We start from the raw sequence: 17,583 nt of genomic DNA on the forward strand, positions 1-17,583 counted from the left end.
CGGCGGACTATCCGGGCCCAATGGCTTGCGCAAGGCGAGGCGTACGATGAGCAAAGAAGTACTGCTGGTTGTTGAATCGGTATCCAACGAAAAAGGTGTACCGCCCGGCGTCATTTTCGAAGCGCTGGAAGTGGCCCTGGCTACTGCAACCAAAAAACGTTTTGAGGACGAAGTCGACCTGCGTGTGGAAATCAACCGCCACACCGGTAGCTACGAGACTTTCCGTCGCTGGACCGTGGTCGACGAGAACGACCTGGACGACCCGGCGATCGAAACCTGGCTGGACAAGATCAAGGACACTCACCCGGAAGCGAAAGTCGGTGACGTGATCGAAGAAAAGATCGAGTCCATCGAATTCGGCCGTATCGCCGCGCAGACCGCCAAGCAGGTCATCGTGCAGAAGGTCCGTGAAGCCGAACGCGCCCAGGTGGTCGACGCCTACCGCGAGCGGGTCAACGAGATCATCTCCGGCACCGTCAAGAAGGTCACCCGCGACAACGTCATCGTCGACCTGGGCAACAACGCCGAGGCGCTGCTGGCCCGCGAAGACATCATTCCACGTGAGACCTTCCGTGTTGGCGTGCGCCTGCGCGCGCTGCTCAAGGAAATCCGCACCGAGAACCGCGGCCCGCAGCTGATCCTGTCGCGCACCGCGCCACAGATGCTGATCGAGCTGTTCCGCATCGAAGTGCCGGAAATCGCCGAAGGCCTCATCGAAGTCATGGCTGCCTCCCGTGATCCGGGGTCGCGTGCCAAGATCGCCGTCCGCTCCAAGGACAAGCGCATCGACCCGCAAGGTGCCTGCATCGGCATGCGCGGTTCGCGCGTCCAGGCCGTATCCGGCGAGCTGGGTGGTGAGCGTGTGGATATCGTCCTGTGGGACGAGAACCCGGCGCAATTCGTCATCAACGCCATGTCGCCGGCTGAAGTCGCGGCGATCATCGTTGATGAAGATGCCCATGCAATGGACATTGCCGTTGCCGAAGACAACCTGGCGCAAGCCATTGGCCGTGGTGGTCAGAACGTTCGCCTGGCCAGTCAGCTGACCGGCTGGACCCTGAACGTGATGACCGAGAAGGACATCCAGGCCAAGCAACAGGCTGAAACCGGCGACATCCTGCGCAACTTCATCGAAGAGCTGGAAGTCGACGAGGAGCTGGCCCAAGTGCTGGTCGACGAAGGCTTCACCAGCCTCGAAGAAATTGCCTACGTACCGTTGGAAGAAATGCTCAACATCGATGGCTTTGACGAAGATATCGTCAATGAGCTGCGCGCTCGTGCCAAGGACCGTTTGTTGACCAAGGCCATCGCTACCGAAGAAAAACTGGCAGACGCCCATCCGTCCGACGACCTGCTCTCCCTCGAGGGTATGGACAAGGACCTGGCAGCGGAACTGGCGGTGCGCGGCGTGGTTAACCGCGAAGACCTGGCCGAGCAGTCGATTGACGACCTGCTCGACATCGACGGCATCGACGAAGAGCGTGCCGGCAAGTTGATCATGGCCGCCCGAGCCCACTGGTTCGAGTAATTAGGCGCGGCCTGAGGAGAGAAGTGCATGACGCAAGTCACGGTGAAAGAACTGGCCCAAGAGGTCGAGGCACCGGTAGAGCGCCTGCTGCAGCAGATGCGTGAGGCAGGTCTGCCGCACACCGACGCCGGTCAGGTAGTGACCGACAATGAGAAGCAGACTCTGCTGACCCATTTGAAGAGCAGCCACAAGAGCAAGGCGGAAGAGCCGCGCAAGATTACCTTGCAGCGCAAGACCACCAGCACCCTGCGTGTCGCCGGTAGCAAGAGCATCAGCGTAGAAGTACGCAAGAAGAAAGTTTTCGTGCAGCGCAGCCCTGAAGAAATCCAGGCTGAGCAGAAGCGTGAGCTGGATGAGCGCCGCGCGGCTGAAAATGCCGCTCGCGACAAGGTCGAGGCCGAAGTTCGCCAGCGCAACGAAGAGCAGGCTCGCCGTCAGGCGGCCGACGCCGCTGCCGCAGCGCCAGCCCCGGCACCTGCTGCCAAGGCCGAGCCGGCACCTGCCGCCGCTCCGGCCCCGGTAGTCGCCGACGTACCTGCGTCCGAAGACGCCGCAGCCCGTGCTGCCGAGCGCAAGAAGGACGAAGCCCGTCGCAACGAAGGCCGCACCCGTGACGAAGACCGTCGCGGTGGCGAGCGTCGTGGCGAAGCGCCGCGCGTGTCGATCAAGGTCAAGGTCAAGGAGAAGGAAAAGGCTCCGACGCCTCGTGCCGCACCGCGTACCACCGACGAAGAGAGCGATGGCGCTCGTCGTGGCCGTGGTGGCAAGAGCAAGCTGAAGAAGCGTAACCAGCACGGCTTCCAGAACCCGACCGGCCCCGTCATTCGTGACGTGACCATCGGCGAGACCATCACCGTCTCGGAACTTGCCAACCAGATGTCCGTCAAGGGCGCCGAAGTGGTCAAGTTCATGTTCAAGCTGGGTACCCCGGTTACCATCAACCAGGTGCTCGACCAGGAAACCGCTCAGCTGATCGCAGAAGAGCTGGGCCACAAGGTCACCCTGGTCAGCGATACCGCCCTGGAAGATTCCCTGGCCGAATCGCTGAAGTTCGAAGGTCAGACCGAGTCGCGTGCGCCGGTCGTTACCGTCATGGGTCACGTTGACCACGGTAAGACCTCGCTGCTCGACTACATCCGTCGTGCCAAGGTTGCTGCTGGCGAAGCCGGTGGTATTACCCAGCACATCGGTGCCTACCACGTGGAAACCGACCGCGGCATGGTCACCTTCCTCGATACCCCAGGCCACGCCGCGTTCACCGCGATGCGTGCCCGTGGTGCCAAGGCCACCGACATCGTCATCCTGGTGGTGGCGGCGGACGACGGCGTGATGCCGCAGACCCGCGAAGCCGTTCAGCATGCCAAGGCAGCTGGCGTTCCGCTGGTGGTTGCAGTGAACAAGATCGACAAGCCGGGTGCCGACCTCGATCGCATCCGCAACGAACTGGCCGTCGAAGGCGTGACCTCCGAGGACTGGGGTGGTGACACTCCGTTCGTCAAGGTTTCGGCGAAAATGGGTACCGGTGTCGACGAACTGCTCGAAGCCGTCCTGCTGCAGGCCGAGATCCTCGAGCTGACCGCCACCCCGACCGCTCCAGGTCGTGGCGTCGTGGTCGAATCGCGCCTGGACAAGGGCCGTGGCCCGGTGGCGACCATCCTGGTTCAGGACGGTACCCTGCGTCAGGGCGACATGGTCCTGTGCGGTTCCAACTATGGCCGCGTGCGTGCCATGCTCGACGAGAACGGCAAGCCTGTGAAGGAAGCCGGCCCGTCGATCCCGGTCGAGATTCTCGGCCTGGACGGTACTCCGGAAGCCGGTGACGAGCTGTCCGTGGTTGCCGACGAGAAGAAGGCCCGCGAAGTTGCCCTGTTCCGTCAAGGCAAGTACCGCGAGGTCAAGCTGGCCCGTGCTCACGCCGGCAAGCTGGAAAACATCTTCGAGACCATGGGTCAGGAAGAGAAGAAGACCCTCAACATCGTCCTCAAGACCGACGTGCGTGGTTCCCTGGAAGCACTGCAGGGCTCGCTGGGTGGTCTGGGCAACGACGAAGTTCAGGTGCGCGTGATCGGTGGCGGCGTTGGTGGTATCACCGAAAGCGACGCCAACCTGGCGCTGGCTTCGAATGCAGTACTGTTCGGCTTCAACGTGCGTGCCGATGCCGGCGCGCGCAAGATCGTCGAGCAGGAAGGTCTGGATATGCGTTACTACAACGTGATCTACGACATCATCGAAGACGTCAAGAAAGCCCTGACCGGCATGCTCGGCAGCGATGTTCGCGAGAACATCCTGGGCGTTGCAGAAGTCCGTGACGTGTTCCGTTCGCCGAAGTTCGGCGCCATCGCTGGCTGTATGGTCATCGAAGGTACCGTGTACCGCAACCGTCCGATCCGCGTACTGCGCGAAGACGTTGTGATCTTCGAAGGCGAGCTGGAATCGCTGCGTCGCTTCAAGGACGACGCTTCCGAAGTGCGTTCGGGCATGGAGTGCGGTATTGGCGTCAAGAGCTACAACGACGTCAAGGTCGGCGACAAGATCGAAGTCTTCGAGAAAGTCCAGGTTGCTCGTACCCTTTAAGGGTGAGCAGGGCGCCAGCCCCCGCCGCAGGGCGGTGGGCAGCGCCTCAGTAGGTAGCGCCCGGTCAGGCTTCAGCCTCACCGGGCGTTTGCCGCTTTAAGTTACAGGTAGCAAGAATGGCCAAAGAATACAGCCGTACCCAACGTATCGGTGATCAGATGCAGCGCGAGCTGGCCGAGCTGATCCGCCGTGAAGTCAAGGACCCACGCGTCGGTCTGGTGACCATCACCGCTGTGGATGTCAGCCGTGACCTGGGCCATGCCAAGGTCTTCATCACCGTCATGGGCGAAGAAACGCCAGACGCCGTGCAGCAGTCGCTCAAGGCCCTGAACAGCGCCGCCAGCTTCCTGCGCCTGCACCTGGGCCGCTCGATGCAGCTGCGTAGCGTGCCGCAGTTGCACTTCCACTTCGATGAAAGTGTCAGCCGCGGTGTCCACCTGTCGGCGCTGATCGAACGTGCAGTGGCCGAAGACCGCCTGCACAAGGATGCCGACGAGCCGGACGCCAAGGAGTAAGCGGTGGCCCAGGTCAAACGTATCCGCCGCAACGTCAGCGGCATCATCCTGCTCGACAAGCCGCTGGGCTTCACCTCCAACGCTGCGCTGCAGAAGGTGCGCTGGCTGCTCAATGCCGAGAAGGCCGGTCACACCGGCAGCCTCGACCCGCTGGCCACCGGCGTGCTGCCGCTGTGCTTTGGTGAGGCGACCAAGTTTTCGCAGTACCTGCTCGACTCCGACAAGGGCTACGAAACGGTCATGCAGATGGGGCAGACTACCACCACCGCGGACGCTGAAGGCGAAGTCCTGCAGACCCGCGAGGTGACCGTTGGTCGCGCCGATATCGAAGCCGTGATCCCGCGTTTTCGCGGTGAAATCCTTCAAGTACCGCCGATGTACTCGGCGCTCAAGCGCGATGGCCAGCCGCTATACAAACTGGCGCGTGCAGGAGAGGTAGTGGAGCGCGAGGCGCGTTCTGTTACTATTGGCCGCTTGGAGTTGCTCGAGTGCGAAGGCACCCGTGCACGGTTGTCGGTTGGCTGCAGCAAAGGCACCTATATCCGCACCCTGGTGGAGGATATCGGCGAGGCCCTCGGCTGCGGTGCTTATGTCGCCGAGCTGCGCCGGACCCAGGCCGGGCCTTTCGCCCTGGCCCAGACGGTAACCCTCGAGGAACTCGAGCAGGCCCATGCCGAAGGTGGCAACGAAGCGCTCGATCGCTTCCTGATGCCGTCCGACAGCGGGCTGCAGGACTGGCCACTGGTGTGCCTGTCCGAGCACAGCGCTTTCTACTGGCTGCATGGCCAGGCAGTGCGTGCGCCGGATGCACCGCAGTTCGGCATGGTCCGCGTACAGGATCACAATGGCCGCTTCATCGGTATCGGTGAAGTGAGCGAAGACGGGCGCATTGCGCCGCGTCGACTGATTCGGTCGGAATGACCGAAACCACCGGCCGAGGCTTTGGCTGAAACCGGTGGACCGAGGGTGGCTGTCAGTAGGCACGGTCACAGCTCATTTTATTAATACAGGGTTTTGTCCCTGGCCTATTGGACCCCGTTTGCGGGATCCGTTTAATTTGGAGAAGCCTCATGGCCCTCAGCGTTGAAGAAAAAGCTCAGATCGTTGCCGAATACCAGCAAGCCGCCGGCGATACCGGTAGCCCGGAAGTGCAGGTTGCTCTGCTGACCGCCAACATCAACAAGCTGCAAGGCCACTTCAAGGCCAACGATAAAGACCACCACTCCCGTCGTGGTCTGATCCGTATGGTCAACCAGCGTCGTAAGCTGCTGGACTACCTGAAGGGCAAAGACACCACTCGTTACAGCGCCCTGATCGGTCGCCTGGGCCTGCGTCGCTAATAGCGGCCTGGTCAGTGGTGTGCATGGCGTGTCGCAGGCTTCGGCTATGCTGCTTTGCAGCATCGCCGTCGGACACGCCACGCGTATCTCCGAGGTTGGCAGCCTGGTTTTGCTGAGCGGTTTACCGCGCAGCAGCCAGGCTCCCAACCTCGTGTTGTATCTGGACGGTCAATGGGGCCGATTCCCCGTTCTGCCCAAGAATTCGCAAGAAACCAGTTCCCCCAGAGCCATTGAAAAAGGTAGGAAACCGTGAACCCGGTAATCAAGAAATTCCAGTTCGGTCAATCGACCGTTACTCTCGAAACGGGCCGTATCGCCCGTCAGGCAACCGGCGCCGTGCTGGTGACCGTCGACAACGACGTCACCGTACTGGTCACCGTGGTCGGTGCCAAGCAGGCCGATCCAGGCAAGGGTTTCTTCCCGCTGTCGGTCCACTACCAGGAAAAGACCTACGCCGCCGGCAAGATCCCGGGTGGCTTCTTCAAGCGTGAAGGCCGTCCTTCCGAGAAAGAGACGCTGACCTCGCGCCTGATCGACCGTCCGATCCGCCCGCTGTTCCCAGAAGGTTTCATGAACGAAGTGCAGGTTGTCTGCACCGTGGTTTCCACCAGCAAGAAGACCGATCCGGACATCGCAGCGATGATCGGTACCTCGGCTGCCCTGGCGATCTCCGGCATTCCGTTCGAAGGCCCGATCGGCGCTGCCCGCGTTGCCTTCCACGAAAGCACCGGCTACCTGCTGAACCCGACCTACGAGCAACTGGCTGCCTCGAGCCTGGACATGGTCGTTGCCGGTACTTCCGATGCCGTGCTGATGGTTGAATCGGAAGCCCAAGAGCTGACCGAAGACCAGATGCTGGGCGCCGTACTGTTCGCCCACGACGAGTTCCAGGCTGTTATCCAGGCTGTCAAAGAGTTGGCCGCCGAAGCGGGCAAGCCGACCTGGGACTGGAAACCGGCCGTTGCCAACACCGAACTGTTCAACGCCATCCGCGCCGAGTTCGGCGAAGCCGTTTCCCAGGGTTACACCATCACCGTCAAGGCCGACCGCTACGCACGCCTGGGCGAGCTGCGCGATCAGGCCGTTGCCAAATTCTCCGGTGAAGAAGGCCAACCTTCGGCTGGCGAAGTCAAAGACATCTTCGGCGAAATCGAATACCGCACCGTTCGCGAAAACATCGTCAACGGCAAGCCACGTATCGATGGCCGCGACACCAAGACCGTGCGCCCGCTGAACATCGAAGTCGGTGTGCTGCCGAAGACCCACGGTTCTGCGCTGTTCACCCGTGGCGAAACCCAGGCCCTGGTCGTTGCGACCCTGGGTACTGCGCGCGACGCCCAGCTGCTGGACACCCTCGAAGGCGAGAAGAAAGATCCGTTCATGCTGCACTACAACTTCCCGCCGTTCTCGGTGGGCGAGTGTGGTCGCATGGGGGGGGCCGGCCGCCGCGAAATCGGCCACGGCCGTCTGGCCCGTCGTTCGGTTCAGGCCATGCTGCCAGCCGCTGACGTGTTCCCGTACACCATCCGCGTGGTTTCGGAAATCACCGAATCCAACGGCTCCAGCTCCATGGCTTCGGTCTGCGGTGCTTCGCTGGCACTGATGGACGCTGGCGTACCGATGAAGGCGCCAGTTGCCGGTATCGCCATGGGCCTGGTCAAGGAAGGCGAGAAGTTCGCAGTCCTGACCGACATCCTCGGTGACGAAGACCACCTCGGCGATATGGACTTCAAGGTTGCGGGTACCGCCAAAGGTGTTACCGCACTGCAGATGGACATCAAGATCAACGGCATCACCGAAGAGATCATGGAAATCGCCCTGGGCCAGGCCCTGGAAGCGCGCCTGAACATCCTCGGCCAGATGAACCAGATCATCGGCGAGTCGCGTACCGAGCTGTCGGCCAACGCCCCGACCATGATCGCGATGAAGATCGACACCGACAAGATCCGTGACGTCATCGGCAAAGGCGGCGCTACCATTCGCGCCATCTGCGAAGAGACCAAGGCTTCGATCGATATCGAAGACGACGGCTCGATCAAGATCTTCGGCGAGACCAAGGAAGCTGCAGACGCTGCCAAGCAGCGCATCCTGGGTATCACCGCCGAGGCCGAGATCGGCAAGATCTACGTCGGCAAGGTCGAGCGCATCGTCGACTTCGGCGCCTTCGTCAACATCCTGCCTGGCAAGGACGGCCTGGTTCACATCTCGATGCTGAGCGACGCTCGCGTAGAGAAGGTGACCGACGTACTGAAAGAAGGTCAGGAAGTCGAAGTGCTGGTACTGGACGTGGACAACCGCGGCCGTATCAAGCTGTCGATCAAAGACGTTGCCGCTGCCAAGGCTTCGGGCGTCTAAGCGACTGACTCGCATCAGGAAAAGGGCCCTTCGGGGCCCTTTTTTTATGGGCCACGGGAACCTTTTGCGTACTTGCATCTTGCATGCAGGTTTTCCCGCCTGATTGCAAAATGCACGACAGCCGTTTATCAATTATCTGGCTAAGTGATTGATTTATAAGGAAACAAGCGAGGCGGAAAAGCTGGCACAGCGCATGCAACTACACTCTTACCCTGTCGCCAGGACTTACGGCGCAGACCTTTCGAAAAACAGGAGTGACCCACATGAAGAAGTTCGCCATTGCTGCCGCTACTGCTACCGCTCTGACCCTGACCATGGCTAACGCGGCGTTCGCCCAGCAGTCCACCCAGGCCCCCATGACGATCGCGGCCGGTGAGGTGACCAAAGCCAAGGAAGCAACCTCGGACACCTGGATCACGACCAAGGTGAAATCGGACCTCATGACCGAGAAGGGCATTCCAGGCAGCGACATCAAGGTCGAGACCAACAAAGGTGTCGTATCCCTGTCGTCGACCACTGCCATTACCGAATCGCAGAAAAAAATGGCGGTTGATATCACCAAGAAGATCAAAGGCGTGAAGGCCGTTTCCGCGGATGGTCTCAAAGCCGAATAAGGAATGTCCCGTCGGCCAAACGGACTTGGCCACCTTCAGCGAAACAGCCCCGGCCTGCGCCGGGGCTTTTTCATGGGCGCTCAATACACTGGATTACGGGCGATTACATCGCTCTCGAAGCATTCCTGTTCGACGATCAGCGGTTCGACCAGCGGACGGCTGTCGCGAAAATGGGCAGTCTGGGTGTGCGCTTCATAGGCATCATCGTCACGATAGATCTCGTACAGGTAGATGACGTCCGGGTCGATCCGGTCCTGCGACACGTCGAACACCAGGCAGCCTGGCTCGGTGGCGACGGAGGCAGCGGCATTGAGCTTGATGGCGGTGAGAAAATCCTCGGCGCAGCCGGGTTTGACGCGGGTCTTGATAAACAGGCTATACACAGGGCGGTCCTTTTGTTTTAAATTCTAATCTGAATTGTATACAAAAATGGAGTCGCGCCAATGTCCGAATTACCTGCTCGTCCCGGTCGCCTGAATGGTTTGCGCCACATCGCCCTGCTGGTGCCCAACCTGGAGGAGTGCGAGCGTTTCTATGTCGATGTCATGGGCATGGAAGTGCTCAACCGGGCCAACGAAGACCTGGTCTATCTGACCTGCGGTAACGACAACCTGTCGCTGGGGCGTGGGGCAGGGGCGGCCAATGGGTTGCAGACCCTGGACCATTACGGGTTCATCGTGGACAGCGTTGAGGAACTGGAGGCCTGGTACCAGTACTTCAAGGCGCGGGGTGTGACCTTGCTCGACCGGCCATTCAACCATGGTGATGGTGCGCGCAGCTTCCACCTGCTGGACCCGGCGGGGAACAAGGTGCAGCCGCTGTATCACCCGTCGGTGTCAGGGCAGCGGCTGGTGTAGGAGCGCGTACGGGCTTTTTGATCACTCGGCATCCAGGTGCATCGGCGTAATCACCCGCCCATCACTCTCGGCCTGCCCCAGGTTGGTATCGATGAAGTACACCCGATCATCCTCGAGCTTGCCCTTGTCGACCAGGTAGTCCTTGATGCTGCTGGCCCGTTCCTGGCCAAGGGTACGCAGCAATGCAGTGCTTTCAGCCCAGGACTTGATCACCGCCTCGCGCAGCTTGGCGGTGCGCTCGTCACGGCTCAACTGCTCCCACTCGGCTGGTGGCTGCTGCTTCAGGCGGGTGCGGTAGATGCCTTCGAGCATCGCTGGCTTGTCGCTGTCATCGACCAGCAGCATCGAAGCATTGGCCGGTACCTTGTCGCCACGGCGCTGCAGGATCTTGTACCAGGTCGCCTGGTACTCGCGCTCCAGGCGCTGCTGGGCGATCAGGGGGCCGTCGCTGCTCTGGGCGCTGGTCCCTTCGATCTCCAGGCGCAGTTCCGGGCGTTCCTTGAGGGCTGAAGCGAGCTTGTCCAGCGTCGACTGCGCATCACCACTGAGTTCGCTGGAGCCAGGGGCAAACGCCACCGTACCGAGGTCTTCCGAGCCACCACCGGCAATCAGCCCGCCGATGAACTTGAACGGCGCCTGGGCCGCACGCAGCACCAGGTTGCGCAGGGTCTGCCAGACGATCGGCATGACGCTGAATTGCGGGTTGTTCAGGTCGCCGGAAACCGGCAGTTCGATGGATATCCGCCCTTCGGTATCCTTGAGCAGCGCAATCGCCAGGCGGATCGGCAGGTCCACCGCATCCGGGCTGTCGACCTTTTCACCCAACTGCAGCTGCTCGACTACCACCTTGTTTTCGGCCTTGAGCTGGCCGTTGGTGATCAGGTAATGCAGGTCGAGGTTCAACCGCCCCTTGCGGATGCGGAAGCCAGCGAACTTGCCGGAGTAGGGCGTCAAGGTGGTCAATTCGACGCGCTTGAAGCTGGTGGCGATATCCAGGCTGGCCAGCGGGTTGAACGGGTTGAGTGCGCCCTTGATGGTGACTGGGGCATAGCGGTCGACCTTGCCTTTGATGTCGACCTTGGCCGGTGCCGGCTTGCGGTTGTCGATGGTGCCAATCTGGCCATTGAGCTGCTGGATGGCGGTGGCGAAGTTCGGGGTCAGGGTCAGGTCAGCAAAGTTGGCCGAGCCATCGTTGATGTCGATCTGGCCGATATGGATACCCAAGGGCTTGCCGGCTGGGGCGCTGGCTGGCTTGGCCGGGCTACTGGCGGGCGCGCCGGCCGGTTGTGGGATGAGCAGGTCGTCGACGCTGGTGGTGCGGTCTTCGTTGATGATGAAGCGCGCGTAGGGCTGCAGCAGGGTCACCTTGTCGATCGACAGCGCATCCCTGTGCACATACGACAGGCCATCGACGTTGACTTGCTGCCATTTGACGAAATCTCGACCCTTGATGGTGTCCAGGGTGTGCAGCTGGTTGACCTGCGCCTTGCCGGCGACGCTGAAGGCCAGCGGCTCGCTGCTCTTGAGGTCGACCTTGAGGTCGCTGGCGAGCATGCCGCTGCGCAGCTCCAGGCGAATGAACGGGCTGATGTAGGCCTGGGCGACACGCAGGTCGATGTCACGGGTGCTGACATCGAGCTTGGCCGTGACCGGCGCCAGGTTCACTTCACCGGCCGCCTGCAGTTTGCCTTGTTTACCCACGCCGGTGTCGAGCCTGAGGGTGAAGGGCGACTGGTTGAGGCTGTCGAAACCCTGCATGTCGAGGTTCAACGGGCCTACATCCAGTGCCACCGGCTCCTGCCGGCTGCGGTCGGCGAGGTGGACCTGATAGTTGCGCAGCTGCACGTCCTTGAGTAGCACCTGCCACGGCTTGCTCGGCGCTTTCGCGGCTTTTTCTTCTGCGCTCGGTTCGGCAGCAGCCGGTTCGGCCTTTTCTTTCGGCGTGGGCTTGGCCGGCTGGCTGGCGAACAGCTTCTGCCAGTCGAGTTGGCCGTCCTTTTCCAGGGCTGCCCAGGTTTCCAGTTGTTCGCTGCGAACCTTGCCGACCGTGACCAGCTGCTTGGCCAGGTCGATGGACGTCTCGCTCACCTCTAGATTGGCCAGGCGCACCAGCTGCCGGCCATCCGGTGCCTTGATGGCGAACGGCGCCACCTTGACTGCGGTGTTGTCCAGCAACAGCTCGGTTTCCTTGGACAGGTTGAGCTTGTAGTGGGTGTCGAGGTTGAACACGCCGTCTTCGAGCACGAGGGGCACGGCATCGCGTACATAGGGCCAGAACAGCTTCATCTTGCCGTCAGTGACCTTCAGCGTGCCTTGCGAGGCGATCGGCGCCAGGCTGAGGGTGCCGTTCCAGTCGACCCGCCCGCCGTTGGGGCCAATCGCCACCAGGGTCATGTCGGCGTTGTCGTCTGGCAGGGTGCTGAGGTTCTTCAGCTCCAGGTTCATGTCGTCGTAGATGAACTCGATCGGTTCGCTCGGGCGCTGATCCTGAAAATGCAGGTAGCCGCCGCTGAGCTTGATACTGTCGATACGCAGCGGGAACGGGTCGCTGGGGGGCTGCTCCGGCTTGGGTTCGCTGGCCGGCAACTTGAACAGTTGGGTCAGGTTGAGCGTGCCGTCCTTGGCGAACAGCACCTCGTTGCGTGGCTTGTCGAGCTCGATCGCCTGCAGGTGCAGGGCGCGCTTCCACAGGCTGTCGAGTGCCAGGTTGGCGTACAGCCGTTCAAAGCCGACCTGCTCCTTGCCGGGCTCGCCGAGTTGCAGGCCCCACACTGTCAGCTCGAGGCTGAAGGGATTGAGTTCGATGCGTTGCAGGTGCGCCGGCACGGTGGCGTATTGCGCCAGCTGCTGGTTGGCGATACGCAAGGCGACACCAGGGAGTATGAGGAAGCCGAGCAGGCTGTAGAGGGCCACGAGAGCCAACAGGGCGCCCAGGGCGCGAGTCAATCCTTTGTACATGTGTCGCTTCGTCTGTCTAAGCAGGAATGCTTGGAGTATGGCACGTTAAATCGGTTCCGCTGAGGCGACCATTTACCCGTCACTCGATGCCCATGCGCCGCCTGGCCCGATGCGCCGAACCGTCACGCATGGCCCAGCGCAGGATCGGTGCAGTGCGGCGCAGGCCAAGGCGGATCATGCGCTGTTGCAGCGGCCCCTGTTGCAGGCCGAGCATGGCCTGGGCCCAGTCCGGCAGCAGGTCGATGCCGGCATGCAGCATCAGCTTGCCGACCGGTACGGCAAGGCGGCTCGGGGCGGGGGCTTCGAGCAGGACCCTGAGCACTTCCAGGCTATGCGCGCTGCAGTGCAGTTGGGGGCGCATCTGCTGCAGATAATCCTCAATCTGCTGGACGGAGCGGGGGACATTGCGCGCCCCAAGGCGTTCGGCGATCAGGGCGATTTCTGCGTAGTAGGCATCCTGGTCGGCGCGTGACAGCTGCGCGTCACGGTAGCGCAAGTGGGCGGCGAGAAAGCTGCTGACTTCGGCCACGTGCACCCAGGTCAGCAGGTCCGGGTCGCTGGCGGCATACGGGCGGCCGTCGGGGGCGGTACCGGTCACCTGCAAGTGAATGGTGCGCACCTTGTCGATCAACCATTCGGCATCGCGGGTGGAGCCGAATGTGGTGCCGGAGATGAACTGGCTGGTGCGACGCAGGCGGCCGAGCAGGTCTTCGCGGAAGTTGGAGTGGTCCCACACCCCGGCCAGGGCCAGCGGGTGCAGCAGCTGCAGCATCAGGGCGCTGATGCCGCCGACCAACATGCTCGGGAAGTCGCCATGTACCCGCCAGCTGATGCTGTGCGGGCCAAACAGGCCGGGGTCGCCCTTGGGTGATTCGAGGTCGAGCTGGCCGAGGGCCAGCCCGGTGAGGCTCATGACCTGGGTTTCGATGCGTCGGCGTAGGGCTTCCATGGCGTCCTGTGCTTCAGGACGGCCATGGAACGTGGCCGCCCACTATTGATTGAGGCGTTTGTCGATCAGGCCCTGAACCACGCTCGGGTCAGCCAGGGTCGAAGTGTCGCCAAGGTTGTCCAGTTCGTTGCAGGCGATCTTGCGCAGTATACGCCGCATGATCTTGCCCGAGCGGGTCTTGGGCAAGGCCGGTGCCCACTGAATCAACTCCGGCTTGGCGAAGCTGCCGATCTCTTTGCTGACCAGCGCCAGCAACTCGGCCTTGAGCGTGTCGTCCGGGGTGATGCCATTCATGGGGGTAACGAAGGCATACACACCCTGGCCCTTGAGGTCGTGCGGGTAGCCGACCACGGCCGCTTCGGCGACGCTGTCGTGCAGCACCAGCGCGCTTTCCACCTCGGCGGTGCCAATGCGGTGGCCGGAGACGTTGATCACATCATCGATGCGGCCGGTGATCCAGTAGTCGCCATCGGCATCGCGGCGGGCGCCGTCACCGGTGAAGTAGTAGCCGGGCATGGGTTTGAAGTAGGTGTCGACCATGCGCTGGTGGTCGCCGTAGACACTACGAATCTGCCCGGGCCAGCTGGCCTTGATCACCAGCAGGCCGGCGCCGGGGCCTTCGATCAGCTGGCCTTTTTCGTCCAGCAGCGCCGGTTGCACGCCGAACATCGGCTGGGTGGCGCAGCCAGGCTTGAGCCTTTGGGCCCCTGGCAGCGGCGTGAGCATGATGCCGCCGGTCTCGGTCTGCCACCAGGTATCGACGATGGGGCAACGCTTCTGCCCGACGGCTTCGAAGTACCACTCCCAGGCTTCCGGGTTGATCGGTTCGCCCACGCTGCCGAGCAGGCGCAGGCTCTTGCGCGAGGTGCTCTGCAGCGGTGCCGAACCCTCGCGCATCAGCGCACGCAGCGCAGTGGGCGCGGTGTAGAAGATGTTCACCTGGTGTTTGTCCACCACCAGCCAGAAGCGCGAGGTGTCCGGGTAATTGGGTACGCCTTCGAACATCAGTGAAATCGCGCCGTTGGCCAATGGCCCGTAGACGATGTAACTGTGGCCGGTGACCCAGCCGACGTCGGCCGTGCACCAGAACACCTCGCCGTCGCGGTAGTCGAACACCACCTTGAAGGTCATCGTCGCCTGAAGCAGGTAGCCAGCGGTGGTGTGCAGCACGCCTTTGGGTTTGCCGGTGCTGCCAGAGGTGTAGAGGATGAACAGCGGATCTTCGGCGTCCATGGGCTCGGGCGGGCAGTCGTCGCCGGCCTTTTCGGTCACTTCGTGATACCAGAGGTCGCGGCCCTCGTTCCACGCGACATCGCCGCCGGTTCGGCGAACCACGAACACGCTGCTGACTGCGGGGCAGCTGCCCAGGGCCTTGTCGACGTTCTGCTTGAGCGGGATGCGCTTGCCGCCGCGCACGCCTTCATCGGCGGTGATCACGGTGCGACAGTCGGCATCGAGAATGCGGTCGCGCAGGGCATCCGGGGAAAAACCGCCAAACACCACCGAGTGGATGGCGCCGATGCGCGTGCAGGCGAGCATGGCATAGGCGGCCTCGGGGATCATCGGCATGTAGATGCACACCCGGTCGCCCTTGTTCACGCCGCGAGCCTTCAGGGCATTGGCCAGGCGGCAGACCTGGCGGTGCAGTTCGCGGTAGGTGATCGCCTTGGAATCCTTGGGGTCGTCGCCTTCCCACAGCAGGGCGGTCTGCTCGCCGCGCTGGGGCAGGTGACGATCGATGCAGTTGTAGCTGACGTTCAGCTGGCCGCCGTCGAACCAACGGGCCTTGCCATTCTTCAGGTCGCATTGCTGCACGCTTGACCAGGGTTTGATCCAGTCCAGGCGTTTGGCCTGTTCGGCCCAGAAGGTGTCGGGGTCGTCGACTGACTGGCGGTAGAGGCGCTGATAGTCATCGGGGGAGAGGCTGGCGGACTGGCTGACGGCCAGGGCCTGGGGATACTGCTTGATATCGAACATGGCGGGTGGTCCTGCTCTTGTCGGAGGGACGGCAACGGCTATTCGATGGACAGTGTAGCTGGAGGGGGCGTTCAACCTGTGCCGACCACAAGGTCGGCACAGGTTGGCGGTCAACCGCGGTGACGGCCGCGGAAGTAGTTGATAAGGCCCTGGGTGGAGCCATCTTCGGCGCTGTCTTCGAGGCTGCCGACAAGGCGTTGGTAAACACCTTTGCCCAGCTCCTTGCCCAGCTCCACGCCCCACTGGTCGAAGGCGTTGATGCCCCAGATCACGCTTTGTACGAACACCTTGTGTTCGTACATCGCCACCAGAGCACCCAGACGACGCGGGCTGATGCGTTCGACCACCAGGGTGTTGCTCGGGCGGTTGCCCGGGATCACCTTGTGCGGCGCGAGCTTTTCGATGTCCGCTTCGTTCAGGCCCTTCTGACGCAGTTCGGCTTCGGCTTCTTCACGGGTCTTGCCGAGCATCAGTGCCTGGCTCTGCGACAGGCAGTTGGCGTACAGCCACTGATGGTGGTCGGCCACCGGGTTGAAGCTGACCACTGGCACGATGAAGTCGGCCGGGATCAGTTGGGTGCCCTGGTGCAGCAACTGGTGGTAGGCATGCTGGCCGTTGCAGCCGACGCCGCCCCAGATCACCGGGCCGGTATCGGTCTTCACCGGGGTACCATCCTGCAGCACGCTCTTGCCGTTGGACTCCATGTCCAGCTGCTGCAGGTGCTTGGTGATGTTGCGCAGGTAATGGTCGTACGGCAGGATCGCGTGGCTGTTGGCGCCCCAGAAGTTGCCGTACCAGACGCCCAGCAGGGCCAGCAGCACTGGCATGTTCTTGTCGAACGGCGCGGTCTGGAAGTGCTGGTCCATGGTGTAGGCACCGGACAGCAGCTCCTTGAAGTTGGCGGTGCCGATGGCCAGGGCAATCGGCAGGCCGATGGCCGACCACAGCGAGTAGCGCCCGCCTACCCAGTCCCACATCGGGAAGATGTTCTCTTCGCGAATACCGAAGGCCACGGCGGCGGCCTTGTTGCTGGATACCGCGATGAAGTGGCGATACAGCTCGGCTTCCGAGCCGCCCTGGGCCAGGTACCACGTGCGCGCGGCCATGGCGTTCTTCAGGGTCTCGAGGGTGTTGAACGACTTCGACGAGACGATGAACAGCGTGGTTTCGGCGCGCAGGTTGGCCGACAGTTCATGGAACTCGCTGCCGTCGATATTGGCCAGGTAGTGGCAACGCACGCCGCGCTGGGCATAAGGTAGCAGGGCTTCGGAGACCAGCTCGGGGCCGAGGAACGAGCCACCGATGCCGATGTTGACCACATCGGTGATCGGTTTTTCGCTGTAGCCGCGCCACAGGCCGTCATGAATACGGCCGACCAGCTCGGTGATCTGGTTGAGTACCTTGTGCACTTCCGGCATCACGTTGACGCCGTTGACGCTGAGCTTGTCGCCTACCGGACGGCGCAGCGCGGTGTGCAGCACCGGACGGCCTTCCGAGGCGTTGATGATCTCGCCGCTGAACATCGACTTGATCGCATCCTGCAGGCCGACTTGTTCGGCCAGGTCCACCAGCAGGTTGCGGCTTTCGTCGGTGATCAGGTTTTTCGAGTAGTCGAGGAACAGGCCGCAGCAGCTCAGGGAGAACTGATCGAAGCGTTTGGCATCGGCGGCGAAGGCTTCGCGCATGCTGAAGCCTTGCATGGCGTCGCGGTGTTTCTGGAGAGCCTGCCAGGCAGGCAGGGCCGTCACATCGTGGGGTGTACGGTAATACGCCATTGCGCGGAATTCCTTGATGCGTGGTGAGCCTTGGACAGGGCAGTGATTGCCGGGTTCAGACTGGCCATCATTATAGGCAAAGGCCGAGCACAGGGAATGGGTATGGCGGGGGATTTTGGAGGGGGCTGCAAAGCAGCCCCA

The 17,583-nt window shown here is 62.2% G+C and carries 13 protein-coding genes; 8 read left to right on the forward strand and 5 right to left on the reverse strand.

What is annotated here, in order from left to right; translation table 11 throughout:
• Nucleotides 1-46 precede the first annotated feature (46 nt).
• From nusA to ACIPZ8_RS18755, 7 genes are all read left to right on the forward strand, one after another.
• Complete coding sequence (gene nusA / locus ACIPZ8_RS18725) at nt 47-1,528, forward strand: transcription termination factor NusA (protein ID WP_110639657.1); 1,482 nt, start codon at nt 47-49, stop codon at nt 1,526-1,528.
• 27 nt (nt 1,529-1,555) lie between these two features.
• Nucleotides 1,556-4,102 (forward strand): translation initiation factor IF-2, encoded by a 2,547-nt coding sequence (gene infB / locus ACIPZ8_RS18730; RefSeq protein WP_261941622.1) that lies wholly within the window; start codon nt 1,556-1,558, stop codon nt 4,100-4,102.
• Between the two features lie 116 nt (nt 4,103-4,218).
• Nucleotides 4,219-4,617 (forward strand): 30S ribosome-binding factor RbfA, encoded by a 399-nt coding sequence (gene rbfA / locus ACIPZ8_RS18735; RefSeq protein WP_085677211.1) that lies wholly within the window; start codon nt 4,219-4,221, stop codon nt 4,615-4,617.
• Between the two features lie 3 nt (nt 4,618-4,620).
• On the forward strand, nt 4,621-5,538 hold the full coding sequence (truB, locus tag ACIPZ8_RS18740; protein ID WP_110639654.1) for a tRNA pseudouridine(55) synthase TruB: 918 nt from the start codon (nt 4,621-4,623) through the stop codon (nt 5,536-5,538).
• A 149-nt stretch (nt 5,539-5,687) separates the two neighbouring features.
• Entirely contained in the window at nt 5,688-5,957 is a 270-nt protein-coding gene (gene rpsO / locus ACIPZ8_RS18745) for a 30S ribosomal protein S15 (protein ID WP_003249971.1), read from the forward strand.
• 249 nt (nt 5,958-6,206) lie between these two features.
• Nucleotides 6,207-8,312, forward strand: coding sequence for a polyribonucleotide nucleotidyltransferase (pnp, locus tag ACIPZ8_RS18750; RefSeq protein WP_400726090.1), 2,106 nt, complete (start codon nt 6,207-6,209; stop codon nt 8,310-8,312).
• A 263-nt stretch (nt 8,313-8,575) separates the two neighbouring features.
• Nucleotides 8,576-8,926, forward strand: a complete 351-nt coding sequence (locus ACIPZ8_RS18755; protein ID WP_079226478.1) for a BON domain-containing protein — start codon at nt 8,576-8,578, stop codon at nt 8,924-8,926.
• A gap of 80 nt (nt 8,927-9,006) precedes the next feature.
• On the opposite strand, the gene ACIPZ8_RS18760 is transcribed toward ACIPZ8_RS18755, so the two are convergent.
• Nucleotides 9,007-9,309 (reverse strand): putative quinol monooxygenase, encoded by a 303-nt coding sequence (locus ACIPZ8_RS18760; RefSeq protein ID WP_400726094.1) that lies wholly within the window; start codon nt 9,307-9,309, stop codon nt 9,007-9,009.
• Between the two features lie 60 nt (nt 9,310-9,369).
• Here ACIPZ8_RS18760 and ACIPZ8_RS18765 point away from each other — a divergent pair, with 60 nt between their 5' ends.
• A complete protein-coding gene (locus ACIPZ8_RS18765) occupies nt 9,370-9,783 on the forward strand; it encodes a VOC family protein (RefSeq protein WP_400726097.1) in 414 nt (137 codons plus the stop codon).
• 21 nt (nt 9,784-9,804) lie between these two features.
• Here the strand turns inward: ACIPZ8_RS18765 and ACIPZ8_RS18770 are convergent, their stop codons facing one another.
• The 4 genes from ACIPZ8_RS18770 to pgi form a co-directional block, all read right to left on the reverse strand.
• On the reverse strand, nt 9,805-12,741 hold the full coding sequence (locus ACIPZ8_RS18770) for a DUF748 domain-containing protein (protein ID WP_400726100.1): 2,937 nt from the start codon (nt 12,739-12,741) through the stop codon (nt 9,805-9,807).
• 79 nt (nt 12,742-12,820) lie between these two features.
• Nucleotides 12,821-13,690 (reverse strand): oxygenase MpaB family protein, encoded by an 870-nt coding sequence (locus ACIPZ8_RS18775; protein ID WP_400726103.1) that lies wholly within the window; start codon nt 13,688-13,690, stop codon nt 12,821-12,823.
• A 42-nt stretch (nt 13,691-13,732) separates the two neighbouring features.
• Nucleotides 13,733-15,667: an acetate--CoA ligase gene (acs, locus tag ACIPZ8_RS18780; protein ID WP_400726106.1), complete on the reverse strand. Its 1,935-nt coding sequence runs from the start codon at nt 15,665-15,667 to the stop codon at nt 13,733-13,735.
• A 110-nt stretch (nt 15,668-15,777) separates the two neighbouring features.
• Complete coding sequence (gene pgi / locus ACIPZ8_RS18785) at nt 15,778-17,442, reverse strand: glucose-6-phosphate isomerase (RefSeq protein WP_079226483.1); 1,665 nt, start codon at nt 17,440-17,442, stop codon at nt 15,778-15,780.
• Between the last annotated feature and the right edge of the window lie 141 nt (nt 17,443-17,583).

The sequence above is a fragment of the Pseudomonas sp. NPDC089422 genome (assembly GCF_044749405.1).
Lineage (GTDB): Bacteria > Pseudomonadota > Gammaproteobacteria > Pseudomonadales > Pseudomonadaceae > Aquipseudomonas.